This window comes from Natrarchaeobius chitinivorans, from assembly GCF_003841505.1.
Classification (GTDB): domain Archaea; phylum Halobacteriota; class Halobacteria; order Halobacteriales; family Natrialbaceae; genus Natrarchaeobius; species Natrarchaeobius chitinivorans.
Genome location: NZ_REGA01000012.1, coordinates 124,388 through 144,969 on the forward strand (window position 1 = coordinate 124,388; position 20,582 = coordinate 144,969).

Genomic DNA, 20,582 nt, shown 5'->3' on the forward strand with positions numbered 1-20,582 from the left:
TCGATTTCAATTTCGAGTTGATGTAACCTATTAAGATTTCGTCCCTCGACCGGTTCCGCTCGAACTCGAGGTTTCAGGACCGCAGTGTCGCGGTCGTTGGGGTTTCCGGGCCGCAGTATCGTGGTCACGGTCGCGTGGTCACGGTCGGCGACGAGACGTATGGGGCGCTCGGCTTCTCCAATATGCGAGAAAGGAACCGATACCGGTGGAACACAGGATCGATCGACGCTAGAACAGTTCGACGCGGATACCGCGTTCCTCGAGATCGGACGCGAACGCCTCGGAATCGGTTTCGATCGCTTCGAACGTATCGTAGTGGATCGGTAACACCACCTCCGGATCGACGCTTCGTGCGAACGAAGCAGCCTCGTCGCGATCCATCGTGTAGTGGCCGCCGATCGGCGGGACGAACACGTCCGCCGAGAGGTCCTCGTGATGGGCGAGAACGTCCGTGTCCGACGGGACGAACACGTCCGTTCCCTCGAGGGTGAAAACGAGTCCGATCACCTCACCCTCCGCGTGAAACGGTTGCCCCTCGTCGTCGACGTGCGAGCCGTCGGGATCGTTGTAGGCAGGGATCGTCCGGACGTCGATCCCGTCGACCTCGACCGATCCCTCGTAGGGGAGATCGACGACGTCGAACTCGAGGTCGCTCGTATCGACCGCCTCGTACACGGCGACGGTTGCCCCGGCGGACGCGACCGCCGCGACGCCGTCGGGATCGTAGTGATCGAAGTCGTCGTGCGTGACGAAGACGACGTCGCCGTCTTTGGGTTCGCCCTCGAGTACCTCGCTCCACGGATCGACGTACACGACGGTTCCGCTATCGGTTTCGATTCGGACGGTCGCGTGTCCCGGGCGTTCGAACCGAAGGGTCTCGTACTCGACTGTCATGGTCACTCCGAGCCTACGAGGCAATCGGCCTTATAACTCGAGGGGGCGCTCGATCCGCTCGAGGGACACACCGATCGTTCCGACCACCCGTTCGTGACCGTGAGTGCAAGACGTCCAGAAAATATCACACATCCTTCAGTTCCGTTCGTGAAACAGTGATACCACTCGCTCTACTTTCGTTGGAATGAGTTTCAGGGCGGATAATTAAGTGTACGTGTGTGAATATTGCTCACATGGACCCCCCCGAGAAGCGGGTTCTTCGGCTGATCGCCGAGCCGCGGAATCGAGCGATACTGACAGTTCTCAACGACGCTGCCCGATCGCTCTCGGTTTCGGAGCTGGTCGAACGGCTCGTCCGGCTAGAGTCCGATACGCTCGGTTGGTCCGACGAGAATCCGGATCGCGAGACCGTCCACATCTCCCTTCATCACAACAATCTACCGAAGCTAGACGAGGCGGATCTGGTGGAGTACGACCGATCGGAGAAGACGGTTTCCTACGAGAGCTATCCCGCGGTCGACGTCGAGTTGATGGAGATCGATATGATCGACGAGCTACTCTCCTGTTTCAGTTCAGGAACCGACGTCACCGGGGACGCAATCGGCGTGATCGACGGTCGAGAGGAGGTGATCGAGTACGGGCGACACCTCATCGACGAGGCCGAGACCGAACTGTTTCTGATGTCCGTCTCCGAGGAGTTGCTCGAGGACGAGTGCCATCGACGTATCGAAACGTCACTCGAGCGAGACGTCGACGTCTCGCTCGGCTCGAGAGATCGCGACGTTCGCGAACGTGCTCGTGACCGACTGCCCGGAGTCACTATCTGGGAGCCACAACTGGACTGGTTGAACGCCCCCTCACAGTATCCGAAAGTGGGCCGACTCGTCTTCGCCGATCGCGAGAAGATAATGTTGGCCGTTCTGAAAGAAACCGACGTCGGCGGGGAGACGACCGAAATGGCAGTTATCGGCGAGGGCGAGACGAATCCCCTGGTCGTTCTCGTACGCCAGTTACTCGGACCGCGACTCGACCACCTCGATTACCAGAGCGAAGACTTTCTGGACGAACTCCCGTTCGAGCCGTGATCGGCTTTCGGGTAGCACGATAGCCTTGTGAAAGTGAACCGCCTCGAGGTCAAGTGGTTCGAGACGCCTTCGGCGTCTCGTCATCACGGAAATCTACGATTTCCGTACGACCCCGAGGCGCTCGACCTACTCCGCCTGTAGAAGTGGGTCGGACGCGATTGTGAACTACGCCAAGACGTTCCAGTTCACTCGCTTCGCTCGCTCACGGGCTGCGACTCGTCTACGTCAAATCGCTCTGGCCGGATTGCTCCTCGCGTAATTGCTCGGAGCAAAAGCGGGCCGGGCGCGATTTATCCACGCCCACCTTTTCACTCCTTCGCCGTCAGGCGATTCATCGCCTTCGGCGAAGGAAAAAGGTGGATCAAAACGTGGAAGAGTCGAGGATCGCGATGGAACGTGGGCTACCGGACATCCGCGTCGCGACGATAGAGACGTTGACAGCCGAAACGAGTTGCACACTCGATTCGACCGTCGATGGGTGGACACCCACAATCCCGGTGCGCATGGCACATCCGGTCGTCTAGCGAGAAACCGGGGAATCCGCCACCGCGGCGGATGCACAATGACGGACGATCTTGAACCGATCGCACCCAGTGAAGCAGTTGCAATGTATCTCAAGGATAGAGACATCGCCAAATCCACGCGAAGGGCGCACCGTCGACGCCTCCGACGGCTGATTCGATGGTGCATCGACGAGGACATCACGAACCTCAACGATCTCACCGGACGGGATATCCACCGCTTCAAAATCGAGGAATTCGATTCGAAGGACGACGGAGGCGACTATTCGAAGGAGACGATCCGGAGCGTAATGGACACCATCCGCGTCTTCACGCGGTGGTGTGCTTCCATTGACGCCGTTCCACAGGGTCTGAGCGAAAAAGTGCAGTCACCGTCGCCCGAGAACGTTCGTAGCGAAACGCTGGAGCGAGATCGAGCCCAAGCGATTCTCAACTACCTCGATACGTACGAGTACGCGAGCGTTCGCCACTGCCTACTCGATCTGCTTTGGCACGCCGGCTTCCGACTCGGCGAGGTTCGGGCGCTCGACGTCGGGGACGTCAATCTCGATCAAAACTACGTCGAGGTCGTTCACAGGCCGGACGAAGACACACCGTTGAAAAATGGCGAAGACGGCCAGCGACTGGTCAATATCTCGCAAACCACCGCGACCGTCATCCGGGACTACATCGGTAGTGTTCGCGACGAGGTTACCGACGACTACGGACGGAAGCCGCTACTGACCAGCCAGCACGGACGTCGGGTTCAAACGAACCTTCGCCAAATCGTCTACTCCGTCACGCGCCCTTGCGTGTACACGAACGATTGCCCCCACGATAGGAAAATCCAAGAGTGCGACGCTGCTCTCAAGGTGAGCCTCGCGTCGCAGTGCCCCTCTTCGGTGTACCCCCACGCGTTGCGCCGCGGGAGCATCACGTGGCATCTCCGGGAGAAGATGCCCAAGCACCTCGTCTCCGATCGGATGGACGTGAGTCCCGACGTTCTGGATAAGCACTACGACGCACGCTCCGACGAAGAACGGATGCGACAGCGTCGTGATTACTTGCCATTCGACGACGAAAACGACGAGGACGACGAGAAAATTGAGTGATGCGAGCGAGTGGCAGTCTGGTTAAAAGACCTCGGACTGTCATTCATTTCTTATCCATTTTGACACCCGTAGCAGTAGCTATGTACCCGTTTATCGGGGCTTTGGTAATAATCGTGGTGATCACTGGCTCAATCCAAGACGCTAATTGGGCCGACGTCTAATCAGGAGCGACGACTTCTCGACAGGCAGGACATTCGGCGAAGATCCCGGTACCCTCATCCGTTCCGTACTCGATTAGTAATTGAGGACTCGGAATCGAAGCTCCGCACCGCGGGCACGTTCCGAGTGTAGATCGGTTAGCACTCATCGGTGATCATCGAAGGGAACCCAAGCGTGTGACGACCTCGGGGAGGGGGTCTTGGTTCGCCTCTATGTTAACGAATCGATGGTACGATCCTTATAGATGAGGTCACCGAAGTGAAAGTGAACACTTCGAGTGTTCTCCGTACTGGCGCTACGTTTTAGCAGGTAGAGCCACGATTTGGGTGTATGACGTTCAGCGTCAGTTGGCACACACTCCTCGAGGAATGCGACGATCTTCCCGAGGAGGCGACGCTACTCACGCCGCTCTCGCAGCATCGATTCCGAATTGGAGACGTACAAGAGCACCGCATCGTCGTCGAGTACCTTGATCGCGACGTGGACGAGACGCGTCCGCTCCAGCGTGACCAGTTCGAGACGCTCTATCGTCGCATCACCGAAGCCGCCGACGGGTTCGACCTCTCCCGACTGCCAACTGACGCCGATCCCTATCCGGCGGTGTTGAGTCTCCATCCTCGCTTCGAAGTTGATGCAGATGCCGGCGTGATTCGCGAGACGGAGTCGCCGACCGGCACACAGATCATCGAAGGGGCTCCGGGAGTCGCCCCGGCGGGCGACGAAGCCGAAGAACGAACGGAACCAGACGTGGAGGTCTACGGCGACGCATTGCTCTTGATCGACGCACTCGAACGCCACGATGTCACCGACCTCGAGGAGCTTGAGACCTCTTCCCTAATCAACCTCTACACGCTGTTGTCGGACATGCAGCGAAACGCGAACGACCTCAGACAGGCAGTGAGCGACGCGCTCCTCGACCGGCTTCATCACGACCAACCCGTCCACGGTCAGTTCGGCTCGGTGCAACGAACGTCCCGACGTCGACGCAATCTCAAAGACGAAGACGAAGTACTTGCGGCCTTGGAAGAAGCCGGTATCGACCGGGAACGCGTCCTCGGTGTCGACGCGGACAAAGTCGACGATGCTCTCGAAGTGACCGACCTCACGGAGTCGGCCGTCTACGAACTTGAAGAGCGCGAGTACGTCCGTAAGGCGGAGGTTGACGAGGAGGTCAAGGAAACTCGGCTACAAGGGATGAAGGATCGACTGGCCGTCAGCGACGATCCCGAAGCGGACGAGCTGCGCGCGGAGATTGAGGAACTGGAAGACCGGATCGAGGAATTGACCGAGTTCAAGACCGGTCGGAAGTTCCACACCCAATCGGGGGTAGAATGATCAGCGGACTCCCCGATCGGCCGCTGTCAGCAGGCGAGACACTTCGTCTGTCCAAGGAGCGTGATGACTTGTTGGTGATCCCTGCCACACCGGACAGTCTGATGGGTGCGCATGGCTCGCTTGACGAGATTCGCAACGTGCTCGTCTTCACGGAAACCATCGTCGCCGCGCTTGCGTACACGGATGCGGATGGTTGGACGCTCGTCACAAGAGCCGACGATCCAGCCGCCTTCGAAGACGTTCTCGACGAACTGATGGACTTCCGGGATGGCCTCGGTGAAGGCGAAAACAAAGCTGAGATCGTCGAAACGATCTCCGAAGCTTACGAGACCTTCACGGAGCGCACACTCCCGTCATCCTGATTCCCGGCGAGAAGCGGATATTGACAGAAAGAGAGAATCGCCCGTTCCGATTAGGCGTTCTCAAGGGATTTCATCTCATCGAGGAAGGCGGGACGGTTCGAGTGTTTCTCCTTCAACCGTTCGACAAACTCTTCGAACTCCTCCTCGAATCCCAACTCGCGCATCTCTTTGAGGTAGTCGATCACCGTCTGGTAGTGCTTCCGCCCCGTCGTGTCCGCAAGGAACGGTTCGAGGAGTCCCTCGTACACCTCGTAGTAGGTCTCCGGGTCGTACTCAGCTACGTCGTCCCGATACTCGCTCAAGATCGCGAGGCCGTTGTCGCGCATCTGTCGGCGAAGAGCGTCGTCGACATCACCGCGAGCGGTCTCGATGACCGTCTCGAAGGCCTCCTCGATGTGCTTCTCGCGGATGTAGAGCTGGGTCAGCTGATGCACGTTTGACTCCTCGAAATCGGCTTCGAAATCGGCAACGAGCGCCTCCCATTCGTTGTCGGCACACTTCGACCGCAACTCTTCGTAGTACTCCCAGTTTCCGGTCTGGAGGAACAGTTCCCGAAGCTGGGTTTTGTGCCGCTCGGGACTACGATCGGCGTACACGTCAGCCAAGAACCGCCGGATGTCCGCGATTTGTGAGAACGCATCGAGTCCTTCCTCAGCGATTTCGATCGCCCGCTCCTCGTCACCCTCCTCGGCGAGCAGCCGAGCGTACCGCAGGCAGAACGATCGGTTGTCAAGGTAGTACCGCTCGTAGATCTCGCGGAGCGCGTCGGTATCGTCGAGTGTGTCGAGGAGATCTGCGTACGTCTCGATAAGCCACTTCGCTCGGTAGTGGCCGGTCGTTTCGAGCAGGCCGGTCTCGTCGTCGATTCCACCTCGTTCCGGAATCTCGTCGGGAAGTTCCGCTTCGAGCAATTCGCGCCAGTACGCCAGTTCAGTTTCATCAGCGCAGAGTTCCCACAGCGCCTCTTCGTACTGGCCGGAGAACGTCTCGACGCCGGCGTCGTCGCTCGCCCACCGCTCGAAGAGATATTCTATGTACTCGCGTTTTTCCTCGCGAGACAGATCGGCCTCGTGGATGCACTCGACGAAGGCATCGAGTTCCGCTTCGAAGTCGTCGGCGTAGTAATCCTGCACCATGTCCATGTTCTCGATCCGCACCTCGGTCATCGCCCGGTAGATGGTGGCCGCCTCCAGTGGGTTGCCCTGCTTCCGGTGCGTCTCAGCGAGGTCGTGAAACTCCGAGAAGTCGGGGCCCTCGTATTGGTAGGTGTACGGGCCGCGGTATTGTTGGCTCATCTCCTTCTTGTAGTCGTAGAAACTCTGCGTGTCCTGTTCCTCGAAGCGTGTGAGCAGACGCCGGCGCAGGTCGGCATCGCGCTCGCACTCGTTGAGCAGGAATTCCCGAAGTTCCTCGGAATGAGCGTCGGCGAGCAGGTCTTCGACGATCGTTCGTTCGTCTTCGAGGTCAATGTCGCCCTCGGAAAGTTCCAGTAGGATGGCGATGATGTGCTTACAGTAGCCGCCCCAGTCGTAGGGACAGGTGCAGGTGGCGGTGATGGCATCAGAGCCGCTGCCCTCCGGCTCGATTTCGACGTCGTACGGCTCGGGTTGTGAGCCCTGCACGGCGGCTGTCACGGTGTCGCCGAAGCGATCGATACGCACAATATGGTCGTCCTCGCGGTAATTGACGGCGCGATCGAACACCTCACTCGTGCAGAGACCACGGATCTGTTCCGTCGAGAGCGTCAGGGACATTTGTTACCACGTTTTCACGCCCGGACGGTGATGAACGTGTCCGATCTACGAACGCGTACCGATGCCGGGCGAATCACTCAACTACCCGAGGCGGATCGGGACACGATCTTTGAGATCTTTCGCTCCCACCAGTGACAGGGCTACGTGATGAGCCGACCAATCGAGCGGGCGGCTAACGAACGGTTGAGAGACCGCTCCTCGTCTCGAAAACCGACGACTTCCAACGGAGAAAGCGACTGCGGTCTCTAGAGGAAGGGCAATGTGGGAAGAACGCGTACAGAAATGTAGTCGTCGACCTCGATCGCTCATGACCACGGCCAAGAAGCGGGTGCTTGCCATCCTGACCGATCGCGACATCGAGTTGCCCGACGACGGAGTGACACTCGAGAAGATCCGGCATCGCGGCACGCACTTTCGAATTGATGAAGGGGAGTTCCTCTCGTTCCGGATCGAACGACATCCGACGATGTACCTCTCGGATAGCCGAATCCGCGGACGACATCGATCGCCAGCCCGGTTCCACGTGATGACCGACTACCGGTTGGATCTCGACGACGAGACGTGGCGTGTCACCGAATGCGAAGCCACGTTCGACTTCGACCCGCACTTGGTGATCGAGGCGGAATTGGACGCACTTGGGCGAAAGCACGCGATCGAAGAGCAGATCGAGCAGGTCAAAACGGCAGACGATCAAGCAGACGCGTTCGACGAGGCATTCGACTCGTGGATCGACCACTGGGAGGACAAGTTCGCCGCGGTGCATGGCCGGAAGGTTCCTGATGACCAGCGACGAGAGATCGTCCAATTGCTGATCGACGAACTTCGCTCCAGAACCAATCTCACGTGAGGAAGGAAACCGACACGAAGCGACAACGAGTGGGTGCGCGAGGATTCGAACCTCGGGCCTTCCGGATGATCGGGGCGCTGCCTACGGCTCGGGACGTGCCGCGCGGACTCACGTCCCCGGCGTCCCGATCTCGAACCGGGCGTTCTTCCGGGCTGAACTACACACTCTCGGATGAGATGTTTGTCGCTATTGATAACAGCTTTCGGATGGTGAATGGCGACAACCATCGTTTAGTGCGGTAACCCTCCAAGTCATTAGGATAGCAACACAGCTAACCGTGCTGGGTCGCAAATCGCTCATAAGCTGCGACCGGGATGAAACTCGAATTCGACGATGGAACGCTCTTGCTCCGCGATGCACCGAACGAGGTGCCCCACGCCGAGTGGGACGACCGCGTCGACGAATATCGTGCGCAAGCCTATCACTACCGAACGATCCTCGATTGGGCTGGCGAGTGGGATGCTGACGAGAGCGGAGACGGGCAACTAGGGCTCCAACAGGCAGTGGGCCAGACGATGGCTCTCGAGGATGCTGCTCGCAGGTACCCACAACTCGCCCTTAACCCGACTGTCCAAATCGAGTCCCGAGACTATCAGCAGGCTGCGCTGGACGCGTGGTGCGAACACGGGCGGCGAGGAAGCGTCGTCCTCCCTACCGGGAGTGGGAAGACGTTTCTCGGCCTCCAAGCGATCGCCGACGCCCGCGTCGCAACGCTGGTCGTCGTCCCGACGATCGATCTGATGAACCAGTGGCACGCCACGCTGACCAACGCGTTCGGCGATCAACTCCCCGACGGGGTGGGCGTCCTCGGCGGCGGCTCCCACGACGTGACGGAGGTAACCGTCACCACCTACGACAGCGCCTACCGCTACATCAACGAGTACGGCGACCGGTTTGGTCTGCTCATGGTGGATGAGGTGCATCACTTGCCCGCACCGACATACAAGCAGATCCCGGAGATGACGATCGCGCCGTATCGGCTCGGATTGACGGCCACCTACGAGCGAGCCGACGGAAAACACGACGAATTGGAAGAACTGCTCGGGCCGGTAGTCTACGAGGAGGAAGTAGACGATCTCGCCGGCGAGTACCTCAGCGAATACGAAACGATTCAGCTTTCGGTTGATCTCACGACCGAGGAGCGCGAGCGATACGACGAGGAGTACCAGATCTACCGCGATTACGTCGACAGCCACGAGTTCAACATCTGGAAGGAAGAGGGGTACCAAGAGTTCCTGAAGCGCACCTCCTACGATCCGCAGGGCCGTCGCGCACTCATCGCCAAGCAGCGTGCCGAGGAGATCGCTCGAACCGCCGAGAAGAAGCTCGACACGCTGGACAACCTGATCAAGCGGCATTACGACGACCGCGTCATCGTCTTTACCGCCAACAACAACTTCGCCTACGACATCTCTCAAGAATTCATCGTCCCCTGCATCACCCATCAGACGCCGACCGACGAGCGCACCGAGATACTGGAGCGGTTTCGCGCCGGCGAGTATTCGATGCTCGCCACCTCACAGGTGTTAGACGAGGGGATCGATGTGCCCGCGGCGAACGTCGGGATCATCCTCTCGGGAAGTGCCTCGAAGCGGCAGTACGCCCAGCGATTGGGTCGGATCCTCCGACCGACCGATGAACGGCAACCGGCGCGTCTCTACGAGATCATCGCCGCTGACACCAAGGAGAACTACGTCTCCCAGCGACGCCGACAGGGGGTGGTGAACGGCGATGCTGACGGCTGACCTCGCCCGCTCGCGGACGACCGACGGCGAGGTGCGCCCGCTGTTCATCGATCCCGACGATGAACGCTACCGCGAGACCGCCCGCCAGCTCATTGACCTCTTCGATGAGCATCTCGGCGAACCGAAGGGCGACCTCGAGGATGCGATCGATGAGTTGACCGTCGCGGACACGGATTACAAGATCATTCAGGGATTGGCGAAGCTCCTTCGCGACGAGTGCGAGTTTGAGACGGTGGCACCGGTGGAACCGCGAGAGATTCGCCGACGGTTGTTCGAGCGGGCCAACGAGCGGTACCCTATAGTTCGCCAGCCGACGCTCGGAGACGATACGATGCGACTCGAGGTCTATAGCGCGGTCGCCGACGAGTTGGGAATCACCCTCGAGGAGTGTTACACGGGGATGTATGCGGACTTGGAACGCAACAAGCGGCTCGTTCGGTTCGGCGACCGAGTGATCGACGGCGACCAAGCAGACGAGAACGATGGGTCGACCACGACACAACTCACCGGCCAGAGTAGTGAGCGGTATCGCGAGGACGACCTCACGGTGGACTGGTTGCTCGACCGTTACAACCTCACGTTGGCACAGGCGGTGCTGTACGACGCCTCAAAGATGCGAATTCGCGTGTGGGATCACTTCTCGACGGTCTTCAGCTACGTGAAGTTGTTCGGGTTGATGCACCGGATCTATCCGATCGACGACGAACGGAACCGAGTGACCAGCACGGATCAAGCTGACGGCTACGAGGCGGTGCTGGACGGCCCGGCGTCGCTGTTTTCGCAGTCGCGCAAGTACGGCATTCGGATGGCGAACTTTCTCCCTGCATTGCCACTGTGCGATCGCTGGGAGATGGAGGCCAACATCATCGAGGATGAGGGAATCGCGGAGACGCGTCTCTTCACGTTGGATGCGTCGGAACCGCTCGAGTCGCACTACTCGGCCAGAGACGACTTCGACAGCGACGTCGAGCGGACGCTCGCACAGAAGTGGGAGCGAGCCACCACAGACTGGGAGTTGCATCACGAAGACGATGTCGTCGACCTCGGTGAGGAGGTGATGATTCCCGACTTTGCGCTCGAATATCCGGATGGCCGGCGCGCGGTGCTCGAAGTCGTGGGATTTTGGACGCCGGAGTATCTGGAGGAGAAGCTGGATAAGATTCGAACGGCGGAGGTCGATAACCTGATCGTGGCCGTCTCCGAGCGGTTGGACTGTGCCGAAGAGGACTTCGGCAAGGCTGTAGATCGTGTGCTGTGGTTCAAGACCGGAATGCACGTCTACGACATCGTGGAACTAGCGGAGGAATATGCAACATCAGTGAACAACCAAGAGGAACAAACACCCGCACATGAGTTAGATTCGGACGAACTATGACGTCGGTGGGATAGTGCCCTACGTATAAGGGCGTGTCATAAATATCCTCGCACGCTCTGTCTACCGGCGTCTTGCCAAGACTCGCGTACAAGATACAGGCAGAGTAGTTACCGTATGGGCTTCGATCCCTACATGAATTGTTAGAACCTGCCAGTATATCTGCATTGAAAAGATAAGAATTATTATTCTGAAATATTGGAATGGATATGGAGGGAGTCACGAATGACATCGCTGCTGGAGGTCGATGTTGAACAGTACGGTGACCTGTCGGTTGAAGCGGCCGATTTCAACGACGGGGAACAGATGCCCGACTACGTCGGGTACGTGAACGAAAACGAGAATCCTGAACTGGAAATCGACGACGTTCCGGAGGAGGCCGAATCGCTCGTGTTGGTTATGGATGATCCCGATGCCAGAGATGCAGTCGGGTTTACGTACGACCACTGGCTGGTCTGGGATATCGACCCTGACATCGAAACGATTCCGCGAGGATGGGAGCCATCAGCGGAGGACGCGACTGTTGGGTATAATGACTTCGTCGAGGCTGACTACGGTGGGCCCTCACCGCCGGATGACTCTCACGCCTATCGTTTCAAACTCCTCGCGCTCGATACTGAACTTGGGCTAGACCCAGCGGCACGCAAGGCGGTCGTCCAGATGACTGCCACGATGGAGGGCGAAATTCTCGCAGCAACACAGTTCGTCGGGACGTACGATCCCTCACAGGGGACAGCGTTCTAATTACAGCAAACACATATTTTCACTGTACTGACCGGGTCGACCGATTCGCAAAGGGTGTGAGCGAACTGCACCTTGGAAGAGTTTCCTATCAGTTCTACGACCTGATTAATTGTGAGTATTCGGTACGCATCCTTACTCATTGTACAATTCGACATCGAATTGGGTGTAATTAACATCGAAGGAGGAGTTCTATGATATCCCTAAGGAAATGTAGAAAATATCTATATTAGTGCATTACATCACGATATTCCAACTGATAACTATTTATCACTGATTACGTGGCGCATCAATGTTAGCACACAACTGAAGGACTGTATCCAATACTGCGTGTGGATCAGAGTACCGAACCGCCTTGCTCCGTTGATCATACTCGATAAGCCCAGCATCCGCCAGCATTGGCAGCTCAGAATGCATCAACTGGGCCCTCATCCTCTCAACAGCCTCAGTGTCAACTTCGTCTTCTGGCACCTTTTGTACCATCGCTGTTACCGAGGTTGCGAGCGAGTCGATACCATTCACTTCGTTTTCTTGCATCTCGTACAGAATATATCGTCGCCGCTGACTGGTGAGTGACTGAAGGAACCTCTCTAATTTCTTTTTGCTGATATCCTCCGGGCTACGTCCGCCGTCTTCCGCTATGTCTTTCAACTCATTCACTGCCGATGATCGTCTACACTTTTCTTCATCGTCCCTACAGGAGTCTCCGTCAGACATATGTCGGGATACTATCTACTAGACAATATTGTTTGTGGAGGGTTACCAAAGGACATATAGCATTGACGCGAAATTGATGAACCACTAACTTGATCGCTTGTTCAGAAGTCCCAGAAATCCGCTATCCAACAAGTGAACTCGACTGGTTGTTCGTTATTCTCGCGATCTTAACCTCTCCGCTACCGAAAACCGTGACTTGATAATCACAATATTGGAACTCAACACGTCCATCCCCACTCATAGACTCAATCATCCGATCCAATGCCTCAGTATCCACAACACTATGTAGTGGAGGTTGAAGTTCCACAGGATCCACTTTCTCTTTTTCTGCGATCAATTCTACAACGGTAAGTGTCGGACTGGCCAATTCTTGACTATTCAAAGCTACCCCCTCTCCTAGTATGACCGTGTCTCACTACATTGAACGGGGTCATCGGCTTGGGTAATAAATTCTCGGACAAACATTATTCTTAGTTACAATTGTTTCGTCTACTTTCTTTCTGAAGAGGAATGTTAGAAGTGTTGGAAGGCGATGAGCCACCAATGCGACTGTTACCGACGGTCTGACGGTCAGATTCGAAACGTCAGTCCGGTGCAGCATAGTCTCCAACAGGCGTACGATGGAAACGGCGTAGCGGAGATCGAGATGTCCGAAAGTGAGTATCAGATTCGAAACGTCAGTCCGGTGCAGCATAGTCTCCAACAGGCGTACGATGGAAACGGCGTAGCGGAGATCGAGATGTCCGAAAGTGAGTATGACGAGGTGGCTAAAGCTCCCTCAGACCTTCCGTGGTTCGACCGAGCGGAATACGACACCAGCCACACGTCGGGCGTCTACATCCGTCAAGAGGACACGGCGTACGCGGTCGTCCTCACGCCTTCTATACAAGATGAAGGCTGCCCGAGCAGCGTTGGTTTCACAGCCCTGAGATCGATGTCGATAGAAAAGGTCGTCAGGTTTGTAGTTGGTGTTCAGTTCAGTGTGATCATCGCAATTGTTACTGCATCGCTTTTACCCACCCGGGAACGTGGGCTGGTTCGTCCTTGCTGCCTTCCCAGTCGTTCTCGCGTAAGTACTCCTCGAAGGCCTGAGGGGTGAAGCCGAATTCGCGCTCAACACGACGAATGTTCGCTTCGAACGACGTGTGGCCGCCTCCGTTGATGAAGTGGTCGCACATAACCGCGAACTCCTCGCCGAACTCCTCTTCGGCCTCGTCTAGCGGGACGTGATACGGCTCGACATCTTCTCCGGTCACGTCGCTGATGACGTCCGCCGTTTCCTCCAACGTCAAGAGGTCGCTGGCAATGGTGTACTCGTTTCCGGCGAACTCAGCCGTATTATCGAGGGCGACAGCAGAGGCCCGGGCCGTGTCGCGATACGTCGTCTGGTGGTGGTGCGTGTCCTCGTCGAGGGGGAACGCCAGCACGCCGTCTTCGACGCCGATGGTTTCCCAGTTCTCCATGAAGTACACCGGCTTCAGCGCGGTGTAGGGCGCCCCAGTGTCTCGAAGTCGCTCGGAGACGACGTAGTGTGAGTGGAGGTGCGGCACGTCCGTATCGCTCTGTTGATCCCCAGCACCGCTGTAGACGAGGTGATCGAGATCGTCAGTCGCCTCAATGGCTTCTGCGAGGTTCTCGCCCAGCTCGATGTGGGCGTCGTAGCCCACCGCCCAGAAGTTGATCGTGGCCCACACCTTGTCCGCACGGTCGAGATGCGGCTGGAGCGTCTCTGGATCCACAAGATCGCCCTCCACGAGTTCAGCACCGAGTTCGGCGGTTGCCTGTGCGTGTTCGGTCGACGCGTCTCGCGTCAGAGCGAGAATTTCATAGTCGGTATCGATGTCGTTGAGTTGTTCGATAACGGCCTGTCCTTGATTCCCAGTGCCGCCGACGACAAGAATCGTGTCATCCGACATACGTCAGTTCCAACTGTATGTGATAATTCAATAAAAATGCAACTTTTCATTCCGCATTATCACAAACGCGAAGACGAGGAAATAGCACCTAGATGAATCCGGATTGAGGAAGTTTGCGTCGTTTATCAGTTTAATGTCCGATCAGTTATCGGACGGCTCGATATTGACGTTGCGGCTGAAGACGTTGTCCGGATCGTACTCGGCTTTCACATCGGCGAGACGGTCGTAATTGTCACCGTAGACCTGCGTCTGCCAATCCTCCCAGTCCTGTTCGTCGACACCTGTAAAGCCCGCATATGAGCCTTTGCCACCGGCTCGACGAAGCTGGCGCTCAGTCTCAGCGGCCCAGTCGAGCGTCGGCTGGTTCTCGTAGTCCTCCCAGTTGCCCTCGATGGTAATCATGTACTCCTTGTCGTCCCACGCGAAGGCGGCGTCGGGGCCGTGGCCAACGTTGCCGCCGAGCGGCCAAACACCGATGGCTGACATCGGGGTTGGAGCCGCTGCCTTCTGCTCAAAGATGATGTCGTGGATGTCGTCAGTCATCTCGTCTACGAACACCGAGCGGTGGGTGTACTTGCGACCCCACGGGTACATCTGCGTGCCGAGGTCGTGGAGCATCTCGTACGGCATCACGTCGCTCATATCTAGCAGCGGTTCTGCGACGCTACGAAGGGGTTCAATTATTTCCTCGCCATCTTCAGGATCGCCTGTGTAGCACCCGAGAATGACGACCGCGTCCTCGCCGATGAGTTCATCCGGCATCGGCGGTAGCCCGGGAACGTGGGCGTCGAGCAGAAGGGTGGTCAGCTCCTCGGGCGCGTCGCTTATGACCTGACGGTGGGTCTCGAAGACGTCTTCGGCAGCATCACGGGGATAGAAGACCCCAAGGGCCTGCACGAGCGGGCCGACCTCGTACAGCTCGAACTCGAAGCTGGTGACGACGCCGAAGTTGCCGCCGCCACCGCGAACCGCCCAGAACAGATCCTCGTTATGGTCGGGGGAGGCCTTCACGACGTCGCCATCGGCGGTGACGACTTCGACGCTCAGAAGGGCGTCGATGCCAAGACCATTCTTCCGGCGCATCCAGCCGATACCGCCGCCGAGCGTCGACCCGGGAATCCCGACATCGCCGGCACTTCCGGTTGGGATGGCGAGACCGTGCTGTTGGGTCTCAGCGTGAACGTCCTCGGCACGGCACCCGGGTTCGACTCGGACGGTCTGTGCCTCGGGATTGACGTGGACGCTGTCGAGGTCTTCGAGGTCAACGACGAGGCCGCCCTCGACGATGGCGCTACCCGTTTGGTGATGGGCGCCGCCGCGGATCGAGATTTCGAGGTCGTTGCCGCGGGCGAACCGGATGGCGCGGGCCACGTCGGTCGCGCCTTTGACACGGGCGACGATGGCTGGATACGTGTTGACCAGACCGTTCCACACGTTCCGCGCATCCTCGTATTTGTCACTGTCAGGGAGGATAAGGTCTCCACGCAGATCGTCATCGAATTCTTTGAGAGTTTTCTCATCCAATGATGCAATAACACCGAGCGGATGCTTGTGATCAGCCATCATTCGTTTTGTTATATCATTTATTCTTATATGTAACGGTCACGCTACGATCTCATTCCTAAAACAACAAATGACAATCGAAATGCCACTCCCCTTCGCTATTGCTACAAACTCGGTCAACTCACCACAACCACTTACAGTTCCTTAACATTCAACTCGATTGCTATCTATGAGCACCCATGCGAGCCTATGAGTTACTCGAGGGAGAGAAACCGGTAAAACGGGAGGTCAACCCATTTCAGTCGGAGAAGAGACTGGAGCAACTCCTTTACAGGATACCATCCCTATTGCTGGATGAGCAAGTTCTGATCATTGGACGGCAAATCGGCGTGGAAACCGGCACGCTCGATCTGCTTGGCATCGACAAGTACGGCAACGTCGTAGTCTTCGAGTTGAAGAAGGGAGACAGCGGCTCGGGAAGCGCCTCGGAAGGTTCGATTCTCAGCCAACCGCAGCAGTACGCGCAGGCCCTGCAGTGGTTCACGTACGACGATCTGAATGATGTCTACAAGGAGTATCAGACCGAATGTGATACCGCGAATTGGCCAGACGCGCCGACGCCAACCGACGAGACGTTGCTCGACGCGTTCAGCACTCACTTCGGCACCACTCTAGAGCCGGAAAGCTTCAATCACCACCAGCGGATGGTCATCGTGGCCGAGCAGATCACAGATCGGACTGCTGCAAATGCACGATATCTTCGAGATGAGGGACTACACCTCCAATGCGTCGAGGTACAACGATTCCAGCTTGCAGAGGGAGAGAAACCGTCGCCGACTGTGGTTGCCTCCACGGTAGTTGACTACGACGATAAACGCGTGCAGCCCCGCGAAGAAGACGTCATTACGTATCCCGAGATCAACGAAGCGATCGTCTCCCGGGCTTACCCGGCCTTCGCGGAGGTCACTCATGCTTCCGCACCCGATGAATTGTTCCCCGGAGGATTCGATCACCGAGAACCGCGAATGCGGTCTCTCCATCCCGACCATCCGGACGCAGTGCGCTACGGGCTTCGCGTGAAACCGCTCGAAAAGGGCCATGTTCGGCTTGCTATCGACGTGACCAGTCGCGGATTAGAAATCGACAAGGTGGACAAAGAGTCGCTGGCTGGTCAACTACGTAGCGCCACTAACCGTTTCGAACGCGCCGGGTTCGAAGTCGATCAAGACCGGAACACCTTCCGGATCGTCACAGCCCATTGGGATGTCGATTCGGTGACCGACGTTCGAGACAACGCGTTTCTTGACGAGTTGGCCGACCGCTATGCAGAGTTGGTCTCGATCGGCCACGAAATCATGCTCAATGCTGAATGATACCGACTACGGAGGATTGACTCGATGTCCGATGATGAACTGAACACATCGCAACTGAGGTTTGTCGATGGAAACCTCGTTGAGCAATCGACGGAGGATGAGACCGTCGGCGAATACACTGCTGATCCGATCGAATCGGGAGACCGAACGGGGTTCGTCGTCGAGGTGAAATCAGGCGCTCTCGACGTAAACAGCGAACTCGTCAAGGTTATCGAGACGCACGGTCGCACTCTCGACTTCGGCTCACGATCACACGCTGAGGACTATGCCCGCCAGCTGTCGGCATCGGATGGTTCATTACGAATTCAAGCTGCACCCGACAACGATCCTCGGGATGTCGATGCGTACATCCTCGCCGACCACAATCCGTCGATAAAGGAGCCGGCCGACGTCGACGGCGACGTGTGGACGTTCGACATCGGCGCGAATCTCTACGGCACTCTCGGCGAAGCGATTCTGCTCGAATCTTCAAAGCCACACGCGCTCTACTACTTTGTTCGGCAGGATCTGAATATTCACGACGATGAGCTAGAGAGTGGATTGAACATCGATATTCAGTCCGGTTCTCTCGTCTCTTTCAGCGACGCCTCGAGTGACGACCGAGAGAGTTGGGTTCCCGATTGCGTGGTCGTGGCAAAAGATGGGTGGAGTGGAAAGGTCTTGGAGCGGTACTACTGCGAGATAAAAACCGGAAACGCTTCATTCGAACGATCACAGGTCGCTGCGATGGAACGACTAGCGCAAGAGGAACGCGTCCTCAAAATACGGATGCTCATCGAAGGGTTGCCCGACCGGTACTCACTCCGAATTAACGAGGTTGAGTCTTCGAACTAGTGCGAGACGTCATCGATGTGGCTGTTCGATGGCATCCATCCCGAAGAAGGAATGAGATAGCTAAAACGAGACCGGGACGCACACCGACGCTGTCGATCCTAATTGCGGTCAAAATATAGCTCTGATCCGATGTATCCACGTGCCTATTTTGCTGGTACGTGACTCTGTCCAGTCCAACCCTCCTTGACTCTGGAAGAAATAATCGCATTTAGCCCTGATACGCCCATAAACACGGGTTTTAGCAGTCTGGCTAATGTATAGTAACCCAAGACCGATGAACGATGACTTCACACTCGACAGTGCCGACGTTGAGCGTGATAGTGGGGTGGACTGGCCTTCAGAATGGTGCGACAAGCGGCGCGTGGAGGTCTACGTCGGATCCTCGATCAACCGTATCGATCTCGGAGATATCTCCAAGGCGTGCGGCATCGACAAGGATCGCGTTCGAAACCTCGTTGCAGATCTGGCCGAACGGGAACCCGCGCTCGTCGATGATGGTGAGGATGCGTGGCGATGGGAGGAAGACGAATTGAGACGACAAGAGCGTGAACGCCTCGCTGAAATGGCCGAAGACGAACTGCATGATGAGTTGCAGCGGATCGACAGGGAGATCGCGAAATGGCGAGACCAGTTCGATGCAGACGCGCCGGATGAATTGGAAAATGCCGAGACGTCCTACGACTGGCGACAGAACCTGTACGTGCGCGACTTGATTCTGGACGTACTCAGTGAGGAGTCCTCGTGAAAAGTAGAATATCATCGTCTCAGGCGATTCTCGACCCGTTTGACCGAGAGCAGTTACTGGTGCTCGTTTCTTATCCCGTATTCGTAGAGAAACCGCGCTGCAGAGAAGGCAACGGGAAAGACTACGGACGTCTTCTCTGACCTTCGATGTATCCTCGCTCTCGGAGAAACGTGAATCGGTCGTGATGATTGCCGATAATGCCGTATGTACCGTGCGTTTTTCCGATGTCGTAGTACTGCCGAAGGGTGTCCTCATCCGTAACGACGACGCCATAGTAATGGTCGAACGGGGTCGTCACGTCCACGAGCTTTTCCCCGTCAAGCATGCACCACGCGTGCTCGAAGTCGACATCAAACTCGGAAGCAACGGCAAACCCTTCGACGTATTTGAACCGGTCGTCGTACTGCCACATCTCGAGCGAGTTGGCGAAGCAAGCTTTCTTCACCGGTTCAGTCGTGTGAATGGCGTCGGCGACAAGTGCTCGATCGGCGGGTGTTAGAGCCTTTGATACAGCGACGGAGCGACCGGCGATCGTGACGTGTTCGATGTTGCTTCTGTTCACGGGTTCACCGTGGTCTGCGACGTATGCGTGGATGGGCGACTGCTCTCGTGATCCTAGCGCGAACTCGGTTGCGGGATTCACGTTCCACGTACGCGTAGAGGTGGTCGCCGGTTTGAGCCCGTTGTCTCAGGGGGTCACGAAATCCATCAATCGAGTTGCGTTCGAACGAGCGTTCGCGAACCGGGTTCAGAACGTAGTCGAACCTTCTCGCGGGAGTTCCCTCATCAAGGGGTGGCGCTCACAGAACTTCACTGAAGTTGCGCGTTAGTCCACCCGGAAGAAGAGGTAAGAGAGGAACATTGAGCCTGAGATGCACAACGTTGCTGTTGACCCAGATTACGGCAGAACCTAACTCCGATTCTATGTATCAGTGTGACTATTTTACCGGTACGTCCTCATGGTTTCCATATGGCTCGTATCCAGCAGGCCCTTGATCTCGCGGTGGAGACCACCGCGGAAGCCTTCCTGCGAAATCCAGCAAACTATAGCGATGAGCGTTCTCTCGCAGAGGACGTCCGATCACGAGTGTGTTCAGTACTACCGCCGGCTGAAGTAGAATCCGTTGCGGTTGGGGAATCCTCGGGCGCGAGGGGCCCAGTTCCCGATCACGAGGAGTACACTGCACGGTATCGGGAAACGACTCAGATAGATCGGGCCCAATGTGAGGTCGGGGGTTCCGAATTTCCATTCGGAGCGAGCAAACGCCTCGACTTAGGGGTGTTTTCCGACGGTATATCGATGAGCGTCATCGGCGGAACGCAAGAATTCGAGCCCTCGGATCTCGCTTCCGGTCTTGAGTTTATTCGTCTTTAGCTAAGACTCACACCTCGGTTGCGTAGCGGTAGCGAGCGTCTCTTGTAACACTGGCCGTTGCTGGTGAATCTTCTGTGCGTCGTCGATCAGTCGGTCGAGCAGCGGTGGCGGCGAGTAGCCGAGATATTCGCCAAGTTCGTGGAGGATGAGCTGGGCGTGCGACCGGAAGGTCGCCGCCCAGCGTTCCGGCGGAAACACGATCTCATCGTCCGC

20 protein-coding genes, 1 tRNA gene and 1 pseudogene are annotated in these 20,582 nt (G+C 57.1%); 12 read left to right on the forward strand and 10 right to left on the reverse strand.

What is annotated here, in order from left to right; genetic code table 11:
- Positions 1 to 228: 228 nt before the first annotated feature.
- Positions 229 to 894, reverse strand: a complete 666-nt coding sequence (locus EA473_RS13995) for an MBL fold metallo-hydrolase (RefSeq protein WP_124196276.1) — start codon at positions 892 to 894, stop codon at positions 229 to 231.
- Between the two features lie 233 nt (positions 895 to 1,127).
- Here EA473_RS13995 and EA473_RS14000 point away from each other — a divergent pair, with 233 nt between their 5' ends.
- From EA473_RS14000 to EA473_RS14005, 3 genes are all read left to right on the forward strand, one after another.
- Positions 1,128 to 1,979, forward strand: coding sequence for a DUF7344 domain-containing protein (locus tag EA473_RS14000; RefSeq protein WP_124196277.1), 852 nt, complete (start codon positions 1,128 to 1,130; stop codon positions 1,977 to 1,979).
- A 389-nt stretch (positions 1,980 to 2,368) separates the two neighbouring features.
- Positions 2,369 to 2,503: a hypothetical protein gene (locus EA473_RS23090; RefSeq protein ID WP_279387665.1), complete on the forward strand. Its 135-nt coding sequence runs from the start codon at positions 2,369 to 2,371 to the stop codon at positions 2,501 to 2,503.
- A gap of 38 nt (positions 2,504 to 2,541) precedes the next feature.
- Entirely contained in the window at positions 2,542 to 3,591 is a 1,050-nt protein-coding gene (locus tag EA473_RS14005; protein WP_124196278.1) for a tyrosine-type recombinase/integrase, read from the forward strand.
- A gap of 157 nt (positions 3,592 to 3,748) precedes the next feature.
- Here the strand turns inward: EA473_RS14005 and EA473_RS23400 are convergent, their stop codons facing one another.
- Complete coding sequence (locus EA473_RS23400) at positions 3,749 to 3,898, reverse strand: DUF7837 family putative zinc-binding protein (protein WP_449289217.1); 150 nt, start codon at positions 3,896 to 3,898, stop codon at positions 3,749 to 3,751.
- A 182-nt stretch (positions 3,899 to 4,080) separates the two neighbouring features.
- On the opposite strand from EA473_RS23400, the gene EA473_RS14010 reads away from it, so the two are divergent.
- Together EA473_RS14010 and EA473_RS14015 are read left to right on the forward strand one after the other, a co-directional pair.
- The gene (locus EA473_RS14010) at positions 4,081 to 5,085 is read left to right on the forward strand and encodes a DUF2800 domain-containing protein (protein ID WP_124196279.1); all 1,005 of its coding nucleotides are present in this window, start codon (positions 4,081 to 4,083) and stop codon (positions 5,083 to 5,085) included.
- Positions 5,082 to 5,447 carry a hypothetical protein gene (locus EA473_RS14015; protein ID WP_124196280.1) on the forward strand — a complete coding sequence of 122 codons (366 nt, stop codon included), beginning with the start codon at positions 5,082 to 5,084 and terminating at the stop codon, positions 5,445 to 5,447. The genes EA473_RS14010 and EA473_RS14015 overlap by 4 nt, the downstream gene beginning before the upstream one ends.
- Positions 5,448 to 5,497: 50 nt before the next feature.
- On the opposite strand, the gene EA473_RS14020 is transcribed toward EA473_RS14015, so the two are convergent.
- The gene (locus EA473_RS14020) at positions 5,498 to 7,201 is read right to left on the reverse strand and encodes an SWIM zinc finger family protein (protein WP_124196281.1); all 1,704 of its coding nucleotides are present in this window, start codon (positions 7,199 to 7,201) and stop codon (positions 5,498 to 5,500) included.
- 307 nt (positions 7,202 to 7,508) lie between these two features.
- Here EA473_RS14020 and EA473_RS14025 point away from each other — a divergent pair, with 307 nt between their 5' ends.
- Positions 7,509 to 8,048, forward strand: coding sequence for a hypothetical protein (locus EA473_RS14025; RefSeq protein ID WP_207890187.1), 540 nt, complete (start codon positions 7,509 to 7,511; stop codon positions 8,046 to 8,048).
- A gap of 30 nt (positions 8,049 to 8,078) precedes the next feature.
- Here the strand turns inward: EA473_RS14025 and EA473_RS22360 are convergent.
- Positions 8,079 to 8,215: transfer RNA gene (locus EA473_RS22360), tRNA-Ser, on the reverse strand.
- Positions 8,216 to 8,362: 147 nt separating this feature from the next.
- Between EA473_RS22360 and EA473_RS14035 the strand changes: the two genes are divergently transcribed.
- The 3 genes from EA473_RS14035 (at position 8,363) to EA473_RS14045 (ending at position 11,909) form a co-directional block, all read left to right on the forward strand.
- Positions 8,363 to 9,793, forward strand: coding sequence for a DEAD/DEAH box helicase family protein (locus EA473_RS14035; protein ID WP_124196283.1), 1,431 nt, complete (start codon positions 8,363 to 8,365; stop codon positions 9,791 to 9,793).
- Entirely contained in the window at positions 9,780 to 11,168 is a 1,389-nt protein-coding gene (locus EA473_RS14040; RefSeq protein ID WP_124196284.1) for a DUF790 family protein, read from the forward strand. Before EA473_RS14035 ends, EA473_RS14040 begins: the two co-directional genes overlap by 14 nt.
- 195 nt (positions 11,169 to 11,363) lie before the next feature.
- Positions 11,364 to 11,909 carry a YbhB/YbcL family Raf kinase inhibitor-like protein gene (locus tag EA473_RS14045; RefSeq protein WP_243645264.1) on the forward strand — a complete coding sequence of 182 codons (546 nt, stop codon included), beginning with the start codon at positions 11,364 to 11,366 and terminating at the stop codon, positions 11,907 to 11,909.
- Positions 11,910 to 12,176: 267 nt separating this feature from the next.
- On the opposite strand, the gene EA473_RS14050 is transcribed toward EA473_RS14045, so the two are convergent.
- The 4 genes from EA473_RS14050 to EA473_RS14065 all read right to left on the reverse strand — a co-directional run bounded on the left by EA473_RS14050 (position 12,177) and on the right by EA473_RS14065 (position 16,102).
- Positions 12,177 to 12,623 carry a DUF7344 domain-containing protein gene (locus EA473_RS14050; protein WP_124196285.1) on the reverse strand — a complete coding sequence of 149 codons (447 nt, stop codon included), beginning with the start codon at positions 12,621 to 12,623 and terminating at the stop codon, positions 12,177 to 12,179.
- 121 nt (positions 12,624 to 12,744) lie between these two features.
- Complete coding sequence (locus EA473_RS14055) at positions 12,745 to 13,005, reverse strand: HalOD1 output domain-containing protein (RefSeq protein ID WP_124196286.1); 261 nt, start codon at positions 13,003 to 13,005, stop codon at positions 12,745 to 12,747.
- A gap of 616 nt (positions 13,006 to 13,621) precedes the next feature.
- The gene (locus tag EA473_RS14060) at positions 13,622 to 14,539 is read right to left on the reverse strand and encodes an NmrA family NAD(P)-binding protein (RefSeq protein ID WP_124196287.1); all 918 of its coding nucleotides are present in this window, start codon (positions 14,537 to 14,539) and stop codon (positions 13,622 to 13,624) included.
- Between the two features lie 141 nt (positions 14,540 to 14,680).
- Positions 14,681 to 16,102: an FAD-binding oxidoreductase gene (locus tag EA473_RS14065; RefSeq protein WP_124196288.1), complete on the reverse strand. Its 1,422-nt coding sequence runs from the start codon at positions 16,100 to 16,102 to the stop codon at positions 14,681 to 14,683.
- 179 nt (positions 16,103 to 16,281) lie between these two features.
- On the opposite strand from EA473_RS14065, the gene EA473_RS14070 reads away from it, so the two are divergent.
- The 3 genes from EA473_RS14070 (at position 16,282) to EA473_RS14080 (ending at position 18,994) form a co-directional block, all read left to right on the forward strand.
- Positions 16,282 to 17,415 (forward strand): endonuclease NucS, encoded by a 1,134-nt coding sequence (locus EA473_RS14070; RefSeq protein WP_124196289.1) that lies wholly within the window; start codon positions 16,282 to 16,284, stop codon positions 17,413 to 17,415.
- Positions 17,416 to 17,439: 24 nt separating this feature from the next.
- On the forward strand, positions 17,440 to 18,249 hold the full coding sequence (locus EA473_RS22575) for a hypothetical protein (protein ID WP_207890188.1): 810 nt from the start codon (positions 17,440 to 17,442) through the stop codon (positions 18,247 to 18,249).
- 274 nt (positions 18,250 to 18,523) lie between these two features.
- Positions 18,524 to 18,994 carry a hypothetical protein gene (locus EA473_RS14080; RefSeq protein WP_124196290.1) on the forward strand — a complete coding sequence of 157 codons (471 nt, stop codon included), beginning with the start codon at positions 18,524 to 18,526 and terminating at the stop codon, positions 18,992 to 18,994.
- Positions 18,995 to 19,115: 121 nt separating this feature from the next.
- Here EA473_RS14080 and EA473_RS22580 read toward each other — a convergent pair whose 3' ends face one another.
- A complete protein-coding gene (locus tag EA473_RS22580; RefSeq protein WP_207890189.1) occupies positions 19,116 to 19,637 on the reverse strand; it encodes a hypothetical protein in 522 nt (173 codons plus the stop codon).
- Positions 19,638 to 20,369: 732 nt separating this feature from the next.
- A pseudogene (locus tag EA473_RS14090) lies at positions 20,370 to 20,582 on the reverse strand (IS4 family transposase); the annotation flags it as partial.

Excerpts from the sequence above, each read along its gene's own strand:
- EA473_RS14040 (WP_124196284.1), top strand. The coding sequence starts at position 9,780 with ATGCTGACGGCTGACCTCGCCCGCTCGCGGACGACCGACGGCGAGGTG.
- EA473_RS14080 (WP_124196290.1), top strand. The coding sequence starts at position 18,524 with ATGAACGATGACTTCACACTCGACAGTGCCGACGTTGAGCGTGATAGT.
- EA473_RS13995 (WP_124196276.1), bottom strand. The coding sequence starts at position 894 with ATGACAGTCGAGTACGAGACCCTTCGGTTCGAACGCCCGGGACACGCG.
- EA473_RS22575 (WP_207890188.1), top strand. The coding sequence starts at position 17,440 with ATGTCCGATGATGAACTGAACACATCGCAACTGAGGTTTGTCGATGGA.
- EA473_RS14060 (WP_124196287.1), bottom strand. The coding sequence starts at position 14,539 with ATGTCGGATGACACGATTCTTGTCGTCGGCGGCACTGGGAATCAAGGA.
- EA473_RS14025 (WP_207890187.1), top strand. The coding sequence starts at position 7,509 with ATGACCACGGCCAAGAAGCGGGTGCTTGCCATCCTGACCGATCGCGAC.
- EA473_RS14010 (WP_124196279.1), top strand. The coding sequence starts at position 4,081 with ATGACGTTCAGCGTCAGTTGGCACACACTCCTCGAGGAATGCGACGAT.
- EA473_RS14005 (WP_124196278.1), top strand. The coding sequence starts at position 2,542 with ATGACGGACGATCTTGAACCGATCGCACCCAGTGAAGCAGTTGCAATG.
- EA473_RS14035 (WP_124196283.1), top strand. The coding sequence starts at position 8,363 with ATGAAACTCGAATTCGACGATGGAACGCTCTTGCTCCGCGATGCACCG.
- EA473_RS14020 (WP_124196281.1), bottom strand. The coding sequence starts at position 7,201 with ATGTCCCTGACGCTCTCGACGGAACAGATCCGTGGTCTCTGCACGAGT.
- EA473_RS14070 (WP_124196289.1), top strand. The coding sequence starts at position 16,282 with ATGCGAGCCTATGAGTTACTCGAGGGAGAGAAACCGGTAAAACGGGAG.
- EA473_RS14065 (WP_124196288.1), bottom strand. The coding sequence starts at position 16,102 with ATGGCTGATCACAAGCATCCGCTCGGTGTTATTGCATCATTGGATGAG.
- EA473_RS23400 (WP_449289217.1), bottom strand. The coding sequence starts at position 3,898 with ATGAGTGCTAACCGATCTACACTCGGAACGTGCCCGCGGTGCGGAGCT.
- EA473_RS14015 (WP_124196280.1), top strand. The coding sequence starts at position 5,082 with ATGATCAGCGGACTCCCCGATCGGCCGCTGTCAGCAGGCGAGACACTT.
- EA473_RS23090 (WP_279387665.1), top strand. The coding sequence starts at position 2,369 with ATGGAACGTGGGCTACCGGACATCCGCGTCGCGACGATAGAGACGTTG.
- EA473_RS14000 (WP_124196277.1), top strand. The coding sequence starts at position 1,128 with ATGGACCCCCCCGAGAAGCGGGTTCTTCGGCTGATCGCCGAGCCGCGG.
- EA473_RS14050 (WP_124196285.1), bottom strand. The coding sequence starts at position 12,623 with ATGTCTGACGGAGACTCCTGTAGGGACGATGAAGAAAAGTGTAGACGA.